A 15,950-nucleotide genomic window follows, 5' to 3' on the forward strand; every position below is an offset into this window, starting at 1 on the left:
TCACCAAATGAAGGGGGATGTGGGGATGCTATACCCGTATAACGGAAAACGTCCGAATGTTCATGAAACCGCATTCATTGCCCCGGGAGCCTATTTGATCGGAGACGTCACCGTCGGTCCGGAATCGACCATTTGGTTCAATGCCGTGCTGCGCGGCGATGAAGGACCGATTACGATCGGCGCCCGAACGAGCATTCAAGACAATACGACCTGCCATTTGTACGAAGGGTCGCCGCTCATTGTTGAAGATGAAGTGACGGTCGGGCATAATGTGATCCTTCACGGCTGCACGATCCGCCGGCGCTCGATCATCGGCATGGGGTCGACGATTTTGGATGGGGCCGAAATCGGTGAAGAATGCATCATCGGCGCCAACACGTTGATTCCGTCCGGCAAAAAGATTCCGCCCCGCTCACTCGTCATTGGCTCGCCTGGAAAAGTGGTGCGTGAACTGACGGACAAAGACCTTGAGCTCATCCAGCTGTCGATTGATACATACGTGCAAAAAGGAAAAGAGTATCGCGAACAGCTGGCCAATCATCGGTAATAACGCCTTGAACGCTCTCCCACCTACGCTAAACGCTTAAAGGTGGGAGATTCTTGAGAACACCCGCCTCACGGCAAGCTGTTAACCAAGCCATCCCCGCCCACTTCAAGTGGGGGGCTTCTCGGCGTGAGATGATCAAAACAAAATCATCAGAGAACAGATGGTTGCACGAAAAAACGATATTCGCGGCCATCTGTTCGTACAGCTTATCGTTAAAAGAAAAAGAGCCAGCCAGAGGGCATGGCTCTTCGTTTATGATTCATCCGTGTTTTGCACAATCATCTTCCACACTCGAAAAACCGTTTCAATGCGGCGAGGCGGTGTTTTCCGAACTTGCTTTCTGTTTCATTGGCAAAAGATGAATGATTCCTGATCTCAATGCTTCTACCGCTTCTAACAAACATTCGTTGCTGCTTGGGTGCGGACAAAAAGGGAATTTCATGTCTTCCTCTCGCGCCGCTAGAAATTCATCACTTTTTCGATGGCATGCAAAACGCGCGCTGGCGTTGGCAAATAATCGTCTTCATAAGCGAAAAACGGCACAGGAACGTCAAATCCCGTCACCCGTTCGACCGGCGCTTTTTGATAGAAAAACGAAGTATCGTTGATGACAGCGAGAATATCATTGGCCAATCCACCCGTCGCATGCGCTTCCTGAACGATCACGGTTCTCCCTGTCTTTTGCACCGACTCGGCGATGATGTCCTTGTCAAGCGGGTAAAGCGTACGCAAGTCGATGACATCGGCATAAATCCCTTTTTTCTTCGCTTCTTCCGCCGCCTTTATGGCGACCGGCACCATGGCTCCCCATGCAATGACGGTCACGTCGTCCCCTTCACGTAGTTTTTTCCCTTTGCCAATTTCAATCGTATATTTTCCTTCCGGAACGTCTTCGCGAAACGCACGATAACTGCGCATCGGTTCTAAGAAGAGAACAGGGTCCGGGTCTTCAATCGCGGCGATGAGCAACCCTTTGGCGTCATACGGCGACGCGGGACAGACGACTTTGATGCCTGGCATATGGGTAAACAGCGCTTCCGTGCTGTCCGAATGAATTTCCGGGGCTCGCACGCCTGCGCCGTACGGGGCGCGAATGACCAAGGGCACGGTAAAATGCCCTCTCGTCCGCGCACGCATGCGTGCCGCATGGGTCATGATTTGTTCATAGGCTGGATAGATAAAACCTAAAAACTGAATTTCTACGACAGGACGAAATCCACCAAGCGCCATTCCAATCGCTGCACCAGTAAATCCTGCCTCGCTTAACGGCGTGTCCATCACCCTCTCCTCACCAAATTCCTCAAGCAATCCTTCGGTGGCGCGAAACACACCACCATTTTTTCCAATATCTTCCCCGAGCAGGATGACATCTTCACGCTCTTTTAGCATGGTACGAAGGGCATCATTGACCGCTTGCACGATGGTGAGCGATTTGACGCCTACTTTGGTGATCACCTTTCCATCCCCCGCTTCCACTGAAGATACGCTTCTTTCTGCTCCGCAATCGTCCATGTCGGTTGGGCGAACACAAAGTCAAACATGTCAGATACATTCGCTTTTGGATAGCTCTCCATTTCCACAACCGCCTGCTCGATTTCCGCGTCCACTTCCGCTTGCACTTGATTTGCCCACTCTTCATCCCACCAGCCTTCCCGCTGCATCAACCGCTCGACCCGCTTGATCGGATCGGTTGTTTCGCGCCGTTTCTTGCTTTCCTCCTGGTCGCGATATCTGGACGGGTCATCGGACGTCGTATGGGCGCCATAACGCCATGTCACCGCTTCGATTAACGTCGGCCCCCCTCCGTTTCTCGCCCGCTCGAGCGCCTCAGTTGTTTTGAAATACACGGCAAACACGTCATTTCCATCGATGCGAAGACCGGGAATATCGTACGCCAACGCTTTTTGCGCGATCGTTTTTGTCTTCATCTGACGGGTGATCGGAACGGAAATCGCATATTGGTTGTTTTGGTTGAAAAAGACGACAGGCGCGTTGAAAACGCTCGCGAAATTCAATCCCTCATGGAAATCTCCTTCTGATGTCGCCCCATCACCGAAGTACACAATCACCGCATTTTTCGTCCCCTTCCATTTTTCGGCGCACGCCGCCCCCGCTGCATGAGGGAGTTGCGTGGCAATCGGAACGCTCGGCGGAACGATTTTTTTCCCCTCAGGTGGAACACACCCTTCCGTCCGCCCTTTCCAGTATAAAAGCGTTTGCGTTAAGGAACGGCCGAACGTCATCATCGCCCCATGATCGCGGTAGGTCGGAAACATCCAATCACCGTCGTTGAGTGCAAGCGCGCTTCCGACTTGACACGCCTCTTGCCCTTCGTACGGCACATACGTCCCGATGCGCCCTTGCCGCTGCAGGCTGACACATTTTCGGTCAACCATTCTCGTGCGAATCAGATGGCGGTACATCGTCATCGTCAATTCTTTCGTGATTTGTTCACGATATTCAGGCTGCACAATCGTTCCTTCTTCATTTAATACTTGCACAATCGGAAAATCGCGTTCCATACCATTCCTCCTCTCCATGGTATTTGAATGGCTGATCGATCAGCTCAATACCGCACGATCGCTCACGAGCTGTTCCCCGCGAATGCGTTGAAATTCTGCGAGTAACTTTTCTACCGTTAAGCTTTTCTTTTCATTCTCATCCACTTCGAAAATGATCTGCCCTTTATCCATCATGATGAGGCGGTTTCCTAAATCGATGGCCTGCTGCATATTATGGGTGACCATCAAGGTCGTCAATCGATATCGCTCCACAATCTCTTTTGTTAAGTTGGTGATCAACTCCGCTCTGGCTGGATCGAGGGCCGCTGTATGTTCATCAAGCAGCAAAATGGCAGGTTCAGTGAAGGTCGCCATAAGCAAAGACAACGCCTGCCGCTCTCCGCCCGAGAGCAAGCCGACTTTCGCCTGAAGACGGTTTTCTAAACCGAGATGAAGGGTGGAGAGCAACTCGCGAAAATCATCGCGCCGTTTTTTCGTCACTCCGCGGCGGAGCGTGCGCTTTTGATTGCGTGTATACGCCATCGCCAAATTCTCCTCAATCGTCATGTTTGGCGCCGTTCCGGCCATCGGATCTTGAAACACCCTTCCGATATAGCGGGAGCGGACGTATTCCGGCATCATGGTGACATCTTGACCGTCAATCCAAATCGTCCCTTCATCAGGAAACAACACTCCTGAAATCAAATTCATCAAGGTTGATTTTCCTGCTCCGTTGCTGCCGATAACAGTGACAAAATCTCCTTTTCGAAGCGTTAAATGAATGTTTTGGAGCGCGATCTTTTCGTCAGGCGTTCCCTCATGAAACACTTTATAAATCCCTTTTAACTGCAACATCCGCCTCACCCTTTCCCGTTGCGGCAACGGCCATCACCTGCGCTCGATTCCGTCTTTTTTCTTCTTTGCGTTTTTTCTCTTTTTGTTGACGAACCATTTGCGGAACAACGAGCGCCAAAATGACAATGCATGCCGTAATGAGCTTCACATCCCCTGTTTCAAGAAATTGGACGCGCAAAGCGAGACTCACAACAATGCGGTAAATGATCGCTCCACCGATCACGGCAAGCGTGGCTCGCGCGATCGTTTTCGTTCCAAATACCGCTTCGCCGATAATGACAGAAGCCAGACCGATAATGATCATGCCAATTCCCATCCCGACATCGGCAAACGCGCCGTACTGGGCAACAAGCGCCCCCGAGAACGCGACCATGGCATTGGAAAGGCCCAACCCTAAGACAATGAGCAAATTGGTGTTCGCCGACAGGCTGCGAATCATGCGCGGATTATCGCCCGTCGCCCGAATCGCAAGCCCAATTTCCGTCTGTAAAAACCAGTCTGTGAACCATTTAAACAAAAGAGCAAGCAACGTCATCGACAGGAGAATTCCCCATGTTTTCGCCGCGGCCGAGTCAAGTCCGATTTTCGTCCCCCATTCTTGAATGGTTGTAAAGACGGTCTTTTGATTTAAAAGAGGTACATTTGAACGCCCCATGATGCGAAGATTGATCGAGTAAAGCGCAATCATCATTAAAATGCCCGACAAAAGCGGATTGACCTTCCCTGCTGTATGAAGAAGCCCGGTCATACACCCGGCAGCGAATCCAACGAAAAGCGCCAGACACGTCGCCACAAACGGATTGGCCCCGTTGACAATCAACGTCGCCGCCACCGCGGCCCCGGTCACAAAGCTGCCGTCTACCGTTAAATCCGGAAAATCTAAAATACGAAACGATAAATAGACTCCTAATGCCATGATGGCATAAATCAGTCCTGATTCCACTGCTCCTGTGATGGATGTCAACAACAGCACTCATCCTTTCATTCCATGTATTCCGCCATTTGATCCCACTCCGGCTTCAGTTTGATTCCTTGTTTTTCCGCCGCTTGTTTATTGATGACGAGCTTCAGCTTTTTCGGATATTCCGGTTTGATCTCAGACGGCTTAGCTTCCCCCTTTAAAATAGCAACCGCCATTTTGCCAGCTTGATAGCCGATATCGTAGTAATCAAACCCATACGCCGCAAAGCAGCCTCGTTTTAATGAATCGAGCTCTCCCGTAAAAACAGGGATTTTTTTCTCATTAGCAACGCTTACAACCGATTCAATGGCGGATACAACGGTGTTGTCGGTCACGATGTAAAACACATCCGCTTTGCCCACTAACGATTCCGCGGCCTGTTTCACCTCGGCTGTGGTCGAAACGGAGGCTTCCACCAACTTCAAATCCGTATGTTTCGCCGCTTCTTTCACTTTTTCAATTTGCGCCAACGAGTTTTGTTCGCCAGCGTTATAAATAAGCCCAACGGTTTTGGCATCCGTTTGCTCATCGATGAATTGAATCGTTTTGCGAATCGCATCGGGATGGCTGTCCGTTGTTCCCGTGATGTTTTCCCCCGCCTGATCCATCGATGGAACTAAACCGGCGCCCACCGGATCCGTCACGGATGTAAACACAATGGGAATGTCTTTCGTCGCGTTGAGCGCGCTTTGCGCGCTCGGAGTCGAGTTGGCAAAAATGAGGTCAACCCCATCCGATACAAAGTTATTGGCGATCGTTTGACTGTTGTTCATGTCGCCTTGGGCATTTTGAATATTGTACCGAACATTTTTCCCCTCTTTAAATCCCCCGTCTTCGAGCGCCTTTTTAAATCCATTGAAGGCAGCATCTAACGATGGATGTTGAATGATTTGGGTGACGCCAATCGTAAACGTTTTCTGCTTTCCATCTTCTTTCGCACCGTTCGTCGCGGCCTTCTCTTCTCCCCCACAGCCTGAGAGCGCCAAAACTCCGAAAACGATCGGTATCGCGAATCGTTTGATCGCTTGTTTCATGAATGATTCCTCCTCGCCTCTTTGATCGCTGCTTTCCAAAAGGATTTTTCTCTGAATTGAAAAATAAGGTATTATATTACTTATTTTCAGATAATTTTTTTCATATGGATAGACTCGGCATTAACGTCGAATATCCCACTTCGGCCGCTTTTGGTGCGTGAAAAAATGATTGCGGCGTTTGCGTTTCTCGAGCCGCTCTTCGCAAAATTGATCGGCTGCCTCGATCGTCGTTATTCCTTCCGATTCGGCCCGCGCATAAATCGCGAGCAGCGTATCATAAATCGCTTTCGTTTTCGCCAACACCCGCTCTTTGTTCGCTCCGTACAGTTCATCGGCCACTTGAATGAGGCCGCCGGCGTTGACGATATAATCGGGGGCATACATGATGCCCTTTTCTTTCAACATACGGGCGTGGCGTTTGTCAGCCAGCTGATTGTTCGCCGAACCGACGACCGCTTTCACTCGCAGCTCGGCGATCGTTTCATCGTTGATGACGCCGCCAAATGCGCACGGGATGAACACATCGGCTTGGACGCGATAAATATCCGTTCCGTTCACCGGCTTGACGGACGCCCCGATTTGCTTGCCGTACGCCATGACCTCTTTGACTGCCGCTTCGTTCAAATCGCACACATACAAATCCGCCCCTTCCTCAAGCAAACGAAGCGCCACTTTTTTTCCGACTTTTCCGAGCCCTTGCACCGCATACGTTTTGCCATGCAAGTGCTTGCTGCCGAACACAACATCGTTCGTCGCCTGAATGCCGTAAACAACGCCCACAGCAGTCGGCACGGATGAGTCGCCGCTTCCGCCATACGCTTCCGGAACGCCGACGATGCAATTCGTCTCTTTCATGGCGTGCACGAAATCGTCCGGCGTCGTCCCCATATCGGTGCCCGTGTAAAACCGGCCGCCTAATGACTCCACGAACTGACCGAAAGCGCGAAACAATTCCGGCGATTTGTCTTTGCGCGGGTCGCCGATGATCACCGCTTTGCCGCCGCCAAAATCGACATCAGCGGCCAAGCATTTATACGTCATCCCTTTCGACAGCCGAAGCGCATCGGCGAGCGCCTCTTCCGTCGTGGCATACGGATGCATCCGACAACCGCCGAGCGCCGGCCCAAGAGCCGTGCTATGAATGGCGATGATCGCCCTTAGGCCGGTCGCTTCATCGAGACAAAACACCACCTGTTCATGTTCACGCATTTGGAAAAACAAATCCAATCTTTGTAACATGTTTGGCGATAGCATGACATTCATCGCTTCCCCTCTCCTTTGCTTCACCGCTTGAAAGCGTTTTCAAGTTAATATAACAAAAAATATTATTACGTTAAAATAACGTTATACTATTTTTATAGTAACGATGTTCATTGTCAGTGTCAACCCTCTACCAACCAATTTTTCATCGCCAAAAAAAGACGCCGTTTGACAGGCGTCTTCGTTCGATCAGCGAAATAGTGTGGATAATGATTGCCACTGCGTTTTGGCTTCCGTCATCATTTGTTCAAACAGCTCGGCCACCGTTGGCACGTCATCGATGAGGCCAGCGATTTGCCCCGCGTTGATAAATCCTTCATGGAAATCGCCGAGGAGGGCGCCGCGGCGATGACGATCCTCCGATGTATATTCTTGAAACTCGTCGAGCGGCATGCCTTGCTGTTCATACTCCAGCAGCTTCTCGACATACGGCGTGCGCATGACGCGGCGGATGCGCCCGACCGAACGGCCGACAATGACCGTTTCATTTTCCTTTGCCTCGACAAGCCGTCGTTTATACGCTTCATGAAACGGAGCTTCCTTCGTTGCCACAAGCCTTGTGCCGAGCTGCACCCCTTGGGCGCCGAGAGCCAACGCGGCAAGCAAGCCGCGTCCATCGCCGATGCCGCCGGCAGCGATGACAGGAATGCGGACGGCGCTGACGACCTGCGGAATGAGCGTCATCGTTGTCAACTCTAGCGGCGAGTTGATTCCCGCCGCCTCATACCCCTCAGCGACGACGAGATCCGCTCCAGCCGCTTCCGCTTTTTTCGCTTGGCTGACCGAGGCGACGACGACGATCACCTTGATGCCATGTTCCGCAAAACGTGGAATCCACGGCGCCGGATTGCCAGCTGAAAGCGAAACAACCGGCACTTGATGGCGGATGACAAGTTCGGCGATCTCCGCGGCGTGCGGCGTCACCTGCAGCGGGATGTTCACAGCAAACGGATGGTTGGTGCGCCGCTTCGTTTCGATAATCAGCGCCTCCACCTCATCGGGCGGCATCGTCCCCGCGCCGATCGTTCCGAGCCCCCCTGCTTCCGATACGGCGCTTGCCAGCTCGGCGTTGCTGATGTTGCCCATCCCCCCTTGAATGATCGGATAGCCAAGATTGAGCAAACGGCAAACATCATTCATTACATTCACACTCCGTTAAAAATACGTTATAGCTGAATTATACCGCATTTTTCAGAAAACGAGAATAGATGATAACCATTTTTCAAAACACGAATATCCTTTCTTCGCATGATAACGGAGCACTTTAAGAACCGTGATGAACGGCAACCGGGATGCACAGCTGTCGTTGCGCCGTGCATCCCGGTTCATTCCACCGATATCTCTTCCTCTTCTTTTTTGTCAAGCTCTGCCCCTTCCTGAAACACCGCTTCAAAGAAACGGCTGGCCGGTGCCGCTAGTTGTTGGTAATAGTCGTTGAACAAGGCGGCGGCATGGCTTCCCATCCACTCATTCGGCAACAGCTCTTCCGGCAAGCCGGGGTCGATGAACAAAAATTTTCGGTATTCATGGACGAGCTTCGTCCGCTCGACAAAACATTCCGCGTCCGACATCTCGCCGCGCTCGATTTTATGTTTGTCAATCACATATTTTTGACTGTAAACCGCAATGAACTGCTCGTATTTTTCGTTCATCTCTTCTAAGTTCCAGCACTTTTCCACAAGCTGCTTGTTCGTATGCGGTCCGTCGTATTCGGCCAAAAAGAAGTCGACATACGGGCGGATGTCATACTTGTCGATCAAGTCGTATACTTGTTGTTCCAAATTATTCGGTGAAATCCAGCAGCTGTTGGACATCGTGCCGAACCCGCTCCAAACAAGCTCCTTTCGCAGTTCGTCGCGCAAATGCCGCTTCTCCTCAGGAATCGTATAGATCAGGATCCTCCATTTCCCGTCCCAATGCTCGGGACGCGTTTTGTAAATGCGCCGGGCCGCTTCTTCCATCCGCTTGACGCCGCGCGCTGTAAGGGAATAGTAGCTTTTATTGCCGCGTTTTTCTGCCTGAATCCATCCTTGCTTGCTCATGCGCGACACCGCGGCTCGCACCGCCTGGTCGTTATGGCCGAACTCGCGGAGGAGGCGGATGAGGCTCCCGATCCAAATTTCACCGCCGTAGCGGCGGATGTAGTCGCCGTAAATGGTAAAAATGAGTGAACGCGTATTCATTTTTCCGAAACTCCCTTTATCTTGTGTTCGAACTATAATCGTAACAAACTTTTCTCACGCTGGCAAGACGGACGAAAAAACAAAAGGAATAAAAAAGAGCCGCACCGCTAAAAAAGCAGGCGGCTCTCGACGGCATGCAAACATGCGGCCGCAGCTTCGGCAGCTTCATCAACTTAGGCAGGCGTCATTCAACCAGACCGGCTGTATGACGGGCCGTCGTCTGAACATAACCAGCCTTTCCGCTGAACCAAGGCAAGCGCTCTCACCGTTCGTCCGCGTTTTTCACAATCGTCGCGATTCCTTGGCCGACGCCGATGCACATCGTTGCCAAGCCATAGGTGACGCCGCGTTTTCGCATTTCGTAAATCAATGTCGTCAAAATGCGGGCGCCGCTCGCGCCAAGCGGATGGCCGAGGGCAATCGCTCCCCCGTTGACGTTCACTTTCGCCCGATCGAGCTCAAGCTGCCGGATGCATTCAAGCGCTTGCGAGGCAAACGCCTCGTTCAGCTCGACAAGTCCGATGTCGTCAAGCGACAACCCGGCGCGGCGCAACGCTTTGCGTGTCGCAAAAACCGGACCGATTCCCATCACGGCCGGTTCAACGCCGGCGACCGCCGAGGTGACATAAACCGCCAGCGGCTTGAGGCCGAGTTCCTTCGCCTTCTCTGCGCTCATGACTAGCAGCGCCGCCGCCCCGTCGTTGACGCCGGAAGAGTTGCCGGCCGTCACCGTGCCGTTTTCAAACAATGGGGGCAGCTTCGCCAGTTTCTCAAGCGTCGTATCCGGACGCGGATGCTCGTCTTTATCGACGACAACGCGGTTGCCTTTTCGATCGTGATAAACGACCGGCACGAGTTCATCCGCAAACCGATTCGTTTCGATCGCTTGTTTCGCTTTCATTTGGCTTTCGTAAGCAAACTCATCTTGCGCCTCGCGCGTAATGCCGAATCGCTTCGCCACATTTTCCGCCGTTTGCGGCATGCTGTCGGTGCCATACATTTCGTGCATTTTCGGATTGATAAAGCGCCAACCGATCGTTGTGTCATACATCTCGATGTTGCCGCGCGGAAAATCGCTTGACGGTTTGGCCATGACAAACGGGGCGCGCGTCATACTTTCCACGCCGCCCGCGATCATGATATCGGCCTCATTGGCCAAAATCGCCCGCGCCGCATAATTGACCGCATCAAGCCCTGAACCGCACAGCCGATTGACCGTCACCCCTGCGACCTCAATCGGCAGCCCGGCCAACAGCGCCGCCATGCGGGCGACGTTTCGATTGTCCTCGCCGGCTTGGTTGGTGTTTCCAAAGACAACGTCATCAATTTGCTCGACCGGCACATTCGGATTTCGCTCGATGAGCGCTCGAATGACAACAGCCGCCAAATCATCCGGCCTGACTTCTTTTAGCGCGCCCTTGTAGCGGCCAATCGGTGTGCGCACCGCATCCACAATCACGACTTCTCTGCCCATGTTCTCTCCCTTCCTTTTCTAGCGAATCAGCTGTTTTCCCGATTCGTATAGTCATAGACGCCGCGGCCTGTTTTGCGGCCAAGCCGCCCCGCTTTGACGTATTGCTCCAACAGCGGCGCCGGGCGGTATTTTTCTCCGAGTTTTTCGTGCAAATATTTTAAGTTGTTCAATCTCGTATCAAGCCCAACTAAATCCGCAAGCTCAAACGGCCCCATCGGGAAATTGAGGCCGAGCTTGATCGCCTTGTCGATCTCTTCGGGCGTCCCGACCCCTTCTTGCAGCATGTAAAACGCTTCATTGCCGACAAGGGCGCTGATCCGGCTCGTGACAAATCCCGGAAACTCATTGACGACAACGGTCTCTTTTCCCATTCGCTCGGCCGCTTCTTTCGCCACTTGCGCCGTTTCGTCGCTCGTCTCAAGGCCACGAATGATTTCCACAAGCTTCATTTTATGAACAGGATTGAAAAAATGCATGGCGATCACCCGCTCCGGTCGCTTCGTGAACGAACCGATTTCGGTCGGACTCATGGTGGACGTATTCGTCGCAAAATAGCACGACGCCGGCGCATGGGCGTCAATCGTCTCGAACACTTGCTTTTTCAATTCAAGCTTTTCCGGCACCGCCTCGATCACCAAATCGGCATCGCGCACAGCGGCCGCCAAATCAAGTGAATACGACAGGCGCGCCTCGGCTTCTTGCCGCTCGCCAGCGGTCAATTTCCCTCGAGCGACCGCCTGTTCAAAAATCGAAGCAATCTCCTTCTGGGCGCTCTCCAATTGTTCTTGCTTAATGTCCACTAAGGTCGTCTGGAACCCGCCGACAGCGCCGACATACGCAATGCCTCTCCCCATCACGCCGCTGCCGACAACAACAAGGCGTTCGATCATCGTCTTCCCCCTCTCCTTTTTTCGCATATGACGGCTGATGCATCAAGCCGGCGTGCCTTTCGCCAAGCGGCGGACGCCGTTAAATGAATGGGCACCCCATCAAGAGCGACGGGGTGCTCGGCAAACGAGCGGGCGTGTCTCTCCACGCTTGCCCTAACCAGCTCTTGCCTTCAAGGGCGGCAAACTGAACGTTGCTTCCAAGGACGCGACACGCTCTCGTATATGGGCAAACGCAAAACGGCAAAAGCCCTTAGACGCCAAACGGATTAAGCGGACGCGGTCCGTAATACGACAGCACGCTTTTCGTTTCTGTGTACAAATCAAGCGCCTCGACAGACAGCTCGCGCCCAAATCCGGACTGTTTGTAGCCGCCAAACGGCGTGCCTGGGAAAGCGGAGAATGGGCTGTTGACCATGACAATGCCGGATCGCAGCTGTTTCGCTACGCGAACGGCGCGGCCATGATCTTTCGTCCAGATCGCGGCGGCCAGTCCATAGTCGCTGTCGTTCGCCAATTCAATGGCTTCGGCTTCATCGCGGAATTTCATCACGACGACAACCGGTCCAAAAATTTCTTCACGAACCGCTTTCATTTGATGGTTCACGTTCGTCAAAATCGTCGGTTCATACCAGTAACCGTTTTCAAACCCAGCGACAACCGCCTCTTTTCCCCCGGCAGCGACCGTCGCTCCGTCGGCGACAGCCGATTGCACATATTCGTCAATCACTTCCAGCTGCCCGCGGCTGATGATCGCCCCGACATGCGTGCCGGCATCAAACGGATCGCCGAGTTTCAGCTGCTTCGTTTTGGCCACGAACGCTTCCATAAACGCGTCATAGATGCTTTCATGCACATACAAGCGGGAACGCGCCTCGCACGATTGGCCGCTGTTGTAGAAAATGCCGAACAATGAGCCGGCGACAGCGGCTTCTAAATCAGCGTCCGCAAACACAAGGCTTGGCGATTTGCCCCCCAGCTCGAGCGTCACCCGTTTTAATGTTTTCGACGCCTTCTCCATAATTTCCTTCCCCACCGGCGTCGATCCGGTAAACGCCACTTTGTCGACGAGCGGATGTTCGACCAAATAGTCCCCAACTTCCGCTCCGGCGCCCGTCACCACATTGACGACCCCTTCCGGCACGCCGGCCTCATGGCAAATTTCCGCCAGCACAAGGCAGGTGAGCGGCGTCAGCGACGCCGGTTTAACGACGACCGAGCATCCAGCGGCAATGGCAGGCGCGATTTTCCAAGCCGCCATCATGAGCGGATAGTTCCAAGGAATGATTTGGGCGCACACACCGACAGGCTCTTTTTCCGTATAGTTGTGAAACGCCCCCGGCATCGGGTTGACCGCCCCGCGGTGCCCAATGATCGCCCCGGCGAAAAATTCAAAGTCTTCAATCGCCTGCATTACTTGCCCTTGAGCAGCCGACAACGCTTTGCCGGTATTCAAAATTTCCAATTCCACCAATTCATTAAAACGTTCGCGCATGATGGCCGCAATTTGGTACAAGATGCGCGCCCGTTTTTGCACCGGAAAATGACGCCATTTCCCACGGTCAAACGCTTGCCTTGCCGCCTGCACCGCCCGTTCGGCATCCTCGCGCGTCCCTTTGGCGACGCGGGCGACTGGTTCGCCAGTGGCCGGATTGGTCACCACAAATGTTTCGCCCGAGGCGCTTTCGACCCGCTCCCCGTTCACAATCAAATGATAGAAATCACGTTTGGTCGGCATCGGTTCCATTTTCTTTTGTTTGACAGTCGCCATCGTTTTTCCCCCTTGCTTAGTTTCCTTGGAATAGTGGTTTTCGTTTTTCAAAGAACGCCTTGACGCCTTCGCGGTGGTCGGATGTCAATCCCGCAATGCGCTGGCATTCCGCTTCCCGTTCGAGGTAGCGGTCAAACGTCGTTTCCTCGCTTTCGCGAAGCAGCCGTTTGATGAGTCCAATCGCCTTCGTTGGCATGGCAGAGAGCCGCTCAGCAAACCGCTTCACTTCCTCTTCCCAAGCGGATAGAGGAATCACGTTTGTCGCCAGTCCGAGCGCAGCTGCTTCCTCGGCGGTCACTTTTTCCCCGAGCACCGCAAGCTCAAGCGCCTTCGCCCGCCCGACAAGACGCGGCAAATAGTAGAGATGGCCCGCGTCCGGCACAAGACCGACGTGAATAAACGCGGGAGCGAAACTCGCCTTTTCCGAGAGAAGCCGGAAATCACACGCCAGCGCCAAGCTCATGCCCGCGCCGGCCGCCACCCCGTTCACCGCTGCGACAACCGGTTTTTCAAGATGATGAAGCGCTTTCATCATCGGCGCGTATCGGGAGCGCAGCACGTCGCCATGGTCCATTTCTTCCGTCACGCCGCTCAAATCTTCCCCGGCGCAAAACGCCCGGCCGGCGCCTGTGATCACCACGCAGCGGACGTTTGGATCCGCCCCTGCTTGTTTTAGCGCCTTTGTCACTTCAGTGTTCATTTGTTCCGTAAACGCATTGAGCTGATCAGGGCGGTTGAGCGTCAGCCAGGCGACTTGTCCCTTCACTTCATAACGGATCGTTTCGTACATCGAACGCCCCCCTTTATTTTCCTTGGAAGCGCGGCTTTCGTTTTTCGAGGAATGCCGCCATTCCTTCTTTTTGGTCTTCCGAGGCGAACAATAGGTAAAAGTTTTTCCGCTCAAATTGCATGCCTTCATACAGCGGATAGTCGACCGCTTTCTGCACCGCCTCTTTGATCAGCCGGAGAGCCAAAGGCGGCTGTTCAGCGAGACGCCCGGCCAGCCTCATCGTTTCTTCCATTAAAAGCTCCGGGCTGACGACGCGGTTGACAATCCCCAGCTGCTCGGCTTCTTTCGCCGACATACGCGCCCCAGTCCAAAGCCACTCGAGCGCCCGCTTCGGACCGATGAGCTTTGTCAGCCGCTGCGTGCCTCCCGCACCTGGCATGACGCCAAGGTTCACTTCTGGAAAGCCAAATTCGGCCGCCGACGACGCGACAATCAAGTCGCACGAAAGCGCCAGCTCAAAACCTCCCCCTAGCGCCAACCCGTTCACAGCGGCGATCATCGGCGTTTTCACGATGGACAGGCGATCCCAATCGGCAAACTGGTTCAGCCACTCAAGACGAATGGGGTCATCTTTTGCCATCTCTTGAATATCCGCCCCAGCCGCAAACGCCCGTCCACGCCCGGTCAACACAATGACACGCACCTTCTCATTCCGATCAAACGCTTCCACTGCCGCAACGATTTCCGCCACCATTTGACGGCTCAGCGCATTCAATACATCAGGACGGGCGAGCTCGATGATGCCGACCGCTCCCTCTTGACGCGCCGCAATGGAAACAAACTCACTCATGTTCCACTTCCTCACCGACCATAAAGGTGACGAGGTCGCCGGCAAATGACATGACATCTTTTGCCGATGCCTTCGCTTCTTTCGTTTTCATCGCCTCTTGAAACGCCTCTTGACTATCGTAATACATTTCACACAACAAATAATACTCGCTCTCCGTCCCCATCGGCGTCCCCGTAATTTTCGTCACCTTGATTTTTCGGAGGCCAGGAATTTTTTCCGTCAACGGCACATGCGTCCCATAATAATGGGCGTCAAACTGCTCCTTATCTTTCGGCTGTTTGTACAAAGCGATCATTTTAAACATCGCGAACGTCTCCTTCCCTTTTTCTTATAACGTTAATACGGGCTTCATCGCTTCAAACGGATTTTTGCATTGTTTGCAATAGAAAATGCTGCGGCAGGCGGCCGGACCGAACAAGTTCTCCATCACTGTCCGCTCCGCCCCGCAATACGGGCACTCGACTTGCCATGCCCCCGGCGACATTTGCCGCGGCGGCGGGGCGATGCCGAACTGCTTCAACCGCTCCCGCCCGGCTTCGCTGATCCGGTCAGACGTCCACGGCGGATGGCGGAGAAACTCAATCGTCACCGCCGAGGCCCCTGCTTGCTTCACCGCTTCCTCAACCCGAGTGCGGATGATATCAAGCGCCGGACACCCGAGAAACGTCGGCAGCAGACAGACCGAGACCGCTCCGTCATGAACGTCAACCCGTTCCACCATCCCGAGATCGACGATGCTAACGGAATGGATTTCCGGGTCCTTCACCAACTCCAACGTTTTCCAAACCTCTTCCTTTGTCATGGTTCTCCCTCACAGTTTCCAACCCGCTGCCGTTTTCCCTCTTTGGCTGCCTAGTGCCGCCAATGCTATGCCGTTTTGCTCCTTCAACAAACACT

Annotated in this window: 16 protein-coding genes; 1 reads left to right on the forward strand and 15 read right to left on the reverse strand. The window is 53.4% G+C overall.

The window, feature by feature from the left end:
• The first annotated feature begins 25 nt into the window (after nt 1-25).
• On the forward strand, nt 26-547 hold the full coding sequence (locus GYMC52_RS10045; RefSeq protein ID WP_013523996.1) for a gamma carbonic anhydrase family protein: 522 nt from the start codon (nt 26-28) through the stop codon (nt 545-547).
• Nucleotides 548-1,006: 459 nt separating this feature from the next.
• Here GYMC52_RS10045 and GYMC52_RS10055 read toward each other — a convergent pair whose 3' ends face one another.
• From GYMC52_RS10055 to paaD, 15 genes are all read right to left on the reverse strand, one after another.
• Nucleotides 1,007-2,002 carry an alpha-ketoacid dehydrogenase subunit beta gene (locus tag GYMC52_RS10055; RefSeq protein WP_013523997.1) on the reverse strand — a complete coding sequence of 332 codons (996 nt, stop codon included), beginning with the start codon at nt 2,000-2,002 and terminating at the stop codon, nt 1,007-1,009.
• Nucleotides 1,999-3,069 carry a pyruvate dehydrogenase (acetyl-transferring) E1 component subunit alpha gene (pdhA, locus tag GYMC52_RS10060; protein WP_013523998.1) on the reverse strand — a complete coding sequence of 357 codons (1,071 nt, stop codon included), beginning with the start codon at nt 3,067-3,069 and terminating at the stop codon, nt 1,999-2,001. The genes GYMC52_RS10055 and pdhA overlap by 4 nt, the downstream gene beginning before the upstream one ends.
• Before the next feature lie 39 nt (nt 3,070-3,108).
• Complete coding sequence (locus tag GYMC52_RS10065; protein WP_013523999.1) at nt 3,109-3,903, reverse strand: ABC transporter ATP-binding protein; 795 nt, start codon at nt 3,901-3,903, stop codon at nt 3,109-3,111.
• Nucleotides 3,878-4,870: an ABC transporter permease gene (locus tag GYMC52_RS10070; RefSeq protein WP_013524000.1), complete on the reverse strand. Its 993-nt coding sequence runs from the start codon at nt 4,868-4,870 to the stop codon at nt 3,878-3,880. Before GYMC52_RS10070 ends, GYMC52_RS10065 begins: the two co-directional genes overlap by 26 nt.
• A 14-nt stretch (nt 4,871-4,884) precedes the next feature.
• Nucleotides 4,885-5,898: an ABC transporter substrate-binding protein gene (locus GYMC52_RS10075; RefSeq protein WP_013524001.1), complete on the reverse strand. Its 1,014-nt coding sequence runs from the start codon at nt 5,896-5,898 to the stop codon at nt 4,885-4,887.
• A 120-nt stretch (nt 5,899-6,018) separates the two neighbouring features.
• On the reverse strand, nt 6,019-7,161 hold the full coding sequence (locus tag GYMC52_RS10080; protein WP_013524002.1) for a Leu/Phe/Val dehydrogenase: 1,143 nt from the start codon (nt 7,159-7,161) through the stop codon (nt 6,019-6,021).
• A 186-nt stretch (nt 7,162-7,347) separates the two neighbouring features.
• Nucleotides 7,348-8,298 carry an NAD(P)H-dependent flavin oxidoreductase gene (locus GYMC52_RS10085; RefSeq protein ID WP_013524003.1) on the reverse strand — a complete coding sequence of 317 codons (951 nt, stop codon included), beginning with the start codon at nt 8,296-8,298 and terminating at the stop codon, nt 7,348-7,350.
• A gap of 185 nt (nt 8,299-8,483) precedes the next feature.
• Nucleotides 8,484-9,341 carry a phenylacetic acid degradation operon negative regulatory protein PaaX gene (gene paaX / locus GYMC52_RS10090; RefSeq protein ID WP_013524004.1) on the reverse strand — a complete coding sequence of 286 codons (858 nt, stop codon included), beginning with the start codon at nt 9,339-9,341 and terminating at the stop codon, nt 8,484-8,486.
• A 262-nt stretch (nt 9,342-9,603) separates the two neighbouring features.
• A complete protein-coding gene (locus tag GYMC52_RS10095; protein WP_013524005.1) occupies nt 9,604-10,815 on the reverse strand; it encodes a thiolase family protein in 1,212 nt (403 codons plus the stop codon).
• Between the two features lie 26 nt (nt 10,816-10,841).
• Nucleotides 10,842-11,705 (reverse strand): 3-hydroxyacyl-CoA dehydrogenase, encoded by an 864-nt coding sequence (locus GYMC52_RS10100; protein WP_013145055.1) that lies wholly within the window; start codon nt 11,703-11,705, stop codon nt 10,842-10,844.
• 250 nt (nt 11,706-11,955) lie between these two features.
• A complete protein-coding gene (locus GYMC52_RS10105) occupies nt 11,956-13,473 on the reverse strand; it encodes an aldehyde dehydrogenase family protein (protein ID WP_011231523.1) in 1,518 nt (505 codons plus the stop codon).
• Between the two features lie 16 nt (nt 13,474-13,489).
• Nucleotides 13,490-14,263, reverse strand: coding sequence for an enoyl-CoA hydratase-related protein (locus tag GYMC52_RS10110; RefSeq protein WP_013145053.1), 774 nt, complete (start codon nt 14,261-14,263; stop codon nt 13,490-13,492).
• Nucleotides 14,264-14,276: 13 nt separating this feature from the next.
• Nucleotides 14,277-15,053, reverse strand: coding sequence for an enoyl-CoA hydratase/isomerase family protein (locus tag GYMC52_RS10115; protein ID WP_011231525.1), 777 nt, complete (start codon nt 15,051-15,053; stop codon nt 14,277-14,279).
• Nucleotides 15,046-15,357 (reverse strand): EthD family reductase, encoded by a 312-nt coding sequence (locus GYMC52_RS10120; protein WP_011231526.1) that lies wholly within the window; start codon nt 15,355-15,357, stop codon nt 15,046-15,048. The genes GYMC52_RS10115 and GYMC52_RS10120 overlap by 8 nt, the downstream gene beginning before the upstream one ends.
• A 24-nt stretch (nt 15,358-15,381) precedes the next feature.
• Complete coding sequence (paaD, locus tag GYMC52_RS10125; protein WP_013524006.1) at nt 15,382-15,855, reverse strand: 1,2-phenylacetyl-CoA epoxidase subunit PaaD; 474 nt, start codon at nt 15,853-15,855, stop codon at nt 15,382-15,384.
• Between the last annotated feature and the right edge of the window lie 95 nt (nt 15,856-15,950).

The sequence above is a fragment of the Geobacillus sp. Y412MC52 genome (assembly GCF_000174795.2).
In the GTDB taxonomy this organism is placed as follows: Bacteria; Bacillota; Bacilli; order Bacillales; family Anoxybacillaceae; genus Geobacillus; species Geobacillus thermoleovorans.

What these genes read in the sequence shown, in the direction of transcription:
- GYMC52_RS10045 (WP_013523996.1), top strand. Translation starts at nt 26, where the DNA reads ATGCTATACCCGTATAACGGAAAACGTCCGAATGTTCATGAAACCGCA.
- pdhA (WP_013523998.1), bottom strand. Translation starts at nt 3,069, where the DNA reads ATGGAACGCGATTTTCCGATTGTGCAAGTATTAAATGAAGAAGGAACG.
- GYMC52_RS10065 (WP_013523999.1), bottom strand. Translation starts at nt 3,903, where the DNA reads ATGTTGCAGTTAAAAGGGATTTATAAAGTGTTTCATGAGGGAACGCCT.
- GYMC52_RS10075 (WP_013524001.1), bottom strand. Translation starts at nt 5,898, where the DNA reads ATGAAACAAGCGATCAAACGATTCGCGATACCGATCGTTTTCGGAGTT.
- GYMC52_RS10080 (WP_013524002.1), bottom strand. Translation starts at nt 7,161, where the DNA reads ATGAATGTCATGCTATCGCCAAACATGTTACAAAGATTGGATTTGTTT.
- GYMC52_RS10085 (WP_013524003.1), bottom strand. Translation starts at nt 8,298, where the DNA reads ATGAATGATGTTTGCCGTTTGCTCAATCTTGGCTATCCGATCATTCAA.
- paaX (WP_013524004.1), bottom strand. Translation starts at nt 9,341, where the DNA reads ATGAATACGCGTTCACTCATTTTTACCATTTACGGCGACTACATCCGC.
- GYMC52_RS10095 (WP_013524005.1), bottom strand. Translation starts at nt 10,815, where the DNA reads ATGGGCAGAGAAGTCGTGATTGTGGATGCGGTGCGCACACCGATTGGC.
- GYMC52_RS10100 (WP_013145055.1), bottom strand. Translation starts at nt 11,705, where the DNA reads ATGATCGAACGCCTTGTTGTTGTCGGCAGCGGCGTGATGGGGAGAGGC.
- GYMC52_RS10105 (WP_011231523.1), bottom strand. Translation starts at nt 13,473, where the DNA reads ATGGCGACTGTCAAACAAAAGAAAATGGAACCGATGCCGACCAAACGT.
- GYMC52_RS10110 (WP_013145053.1), bottom strand. Translation starts at nt 14,263, where the DNA reads ATGTACGAAACGATCCGTTATGAAGTGAAGGGACAAGTCGCCTGGCTG.
- GYMC52_RS10115 (WP_011231525.1), bottom strand. Translation starts at nt 15,053, where the DNA reads ATGAGTGAGTTTGTTTCCATTGCGGCGCGTCAAGAGGGAGCGGTCGGC.
- GYMC52_RS10120 (WP_011231526.1), bottom strand. Translation starts at nt 15,357, where the DNA reads ATGTTTAAAATGATCGCTTTGTACAAACAGCCGAAAGATAAGGAGCAG.
- paaD (WP_013524006.1), bottom strand. Translation starts at nt 15,855, where the DNA reads ATGACAAAGGAAGAGGTTTGGAAAACGTTGGAGTTGGTGAAGGACCCG.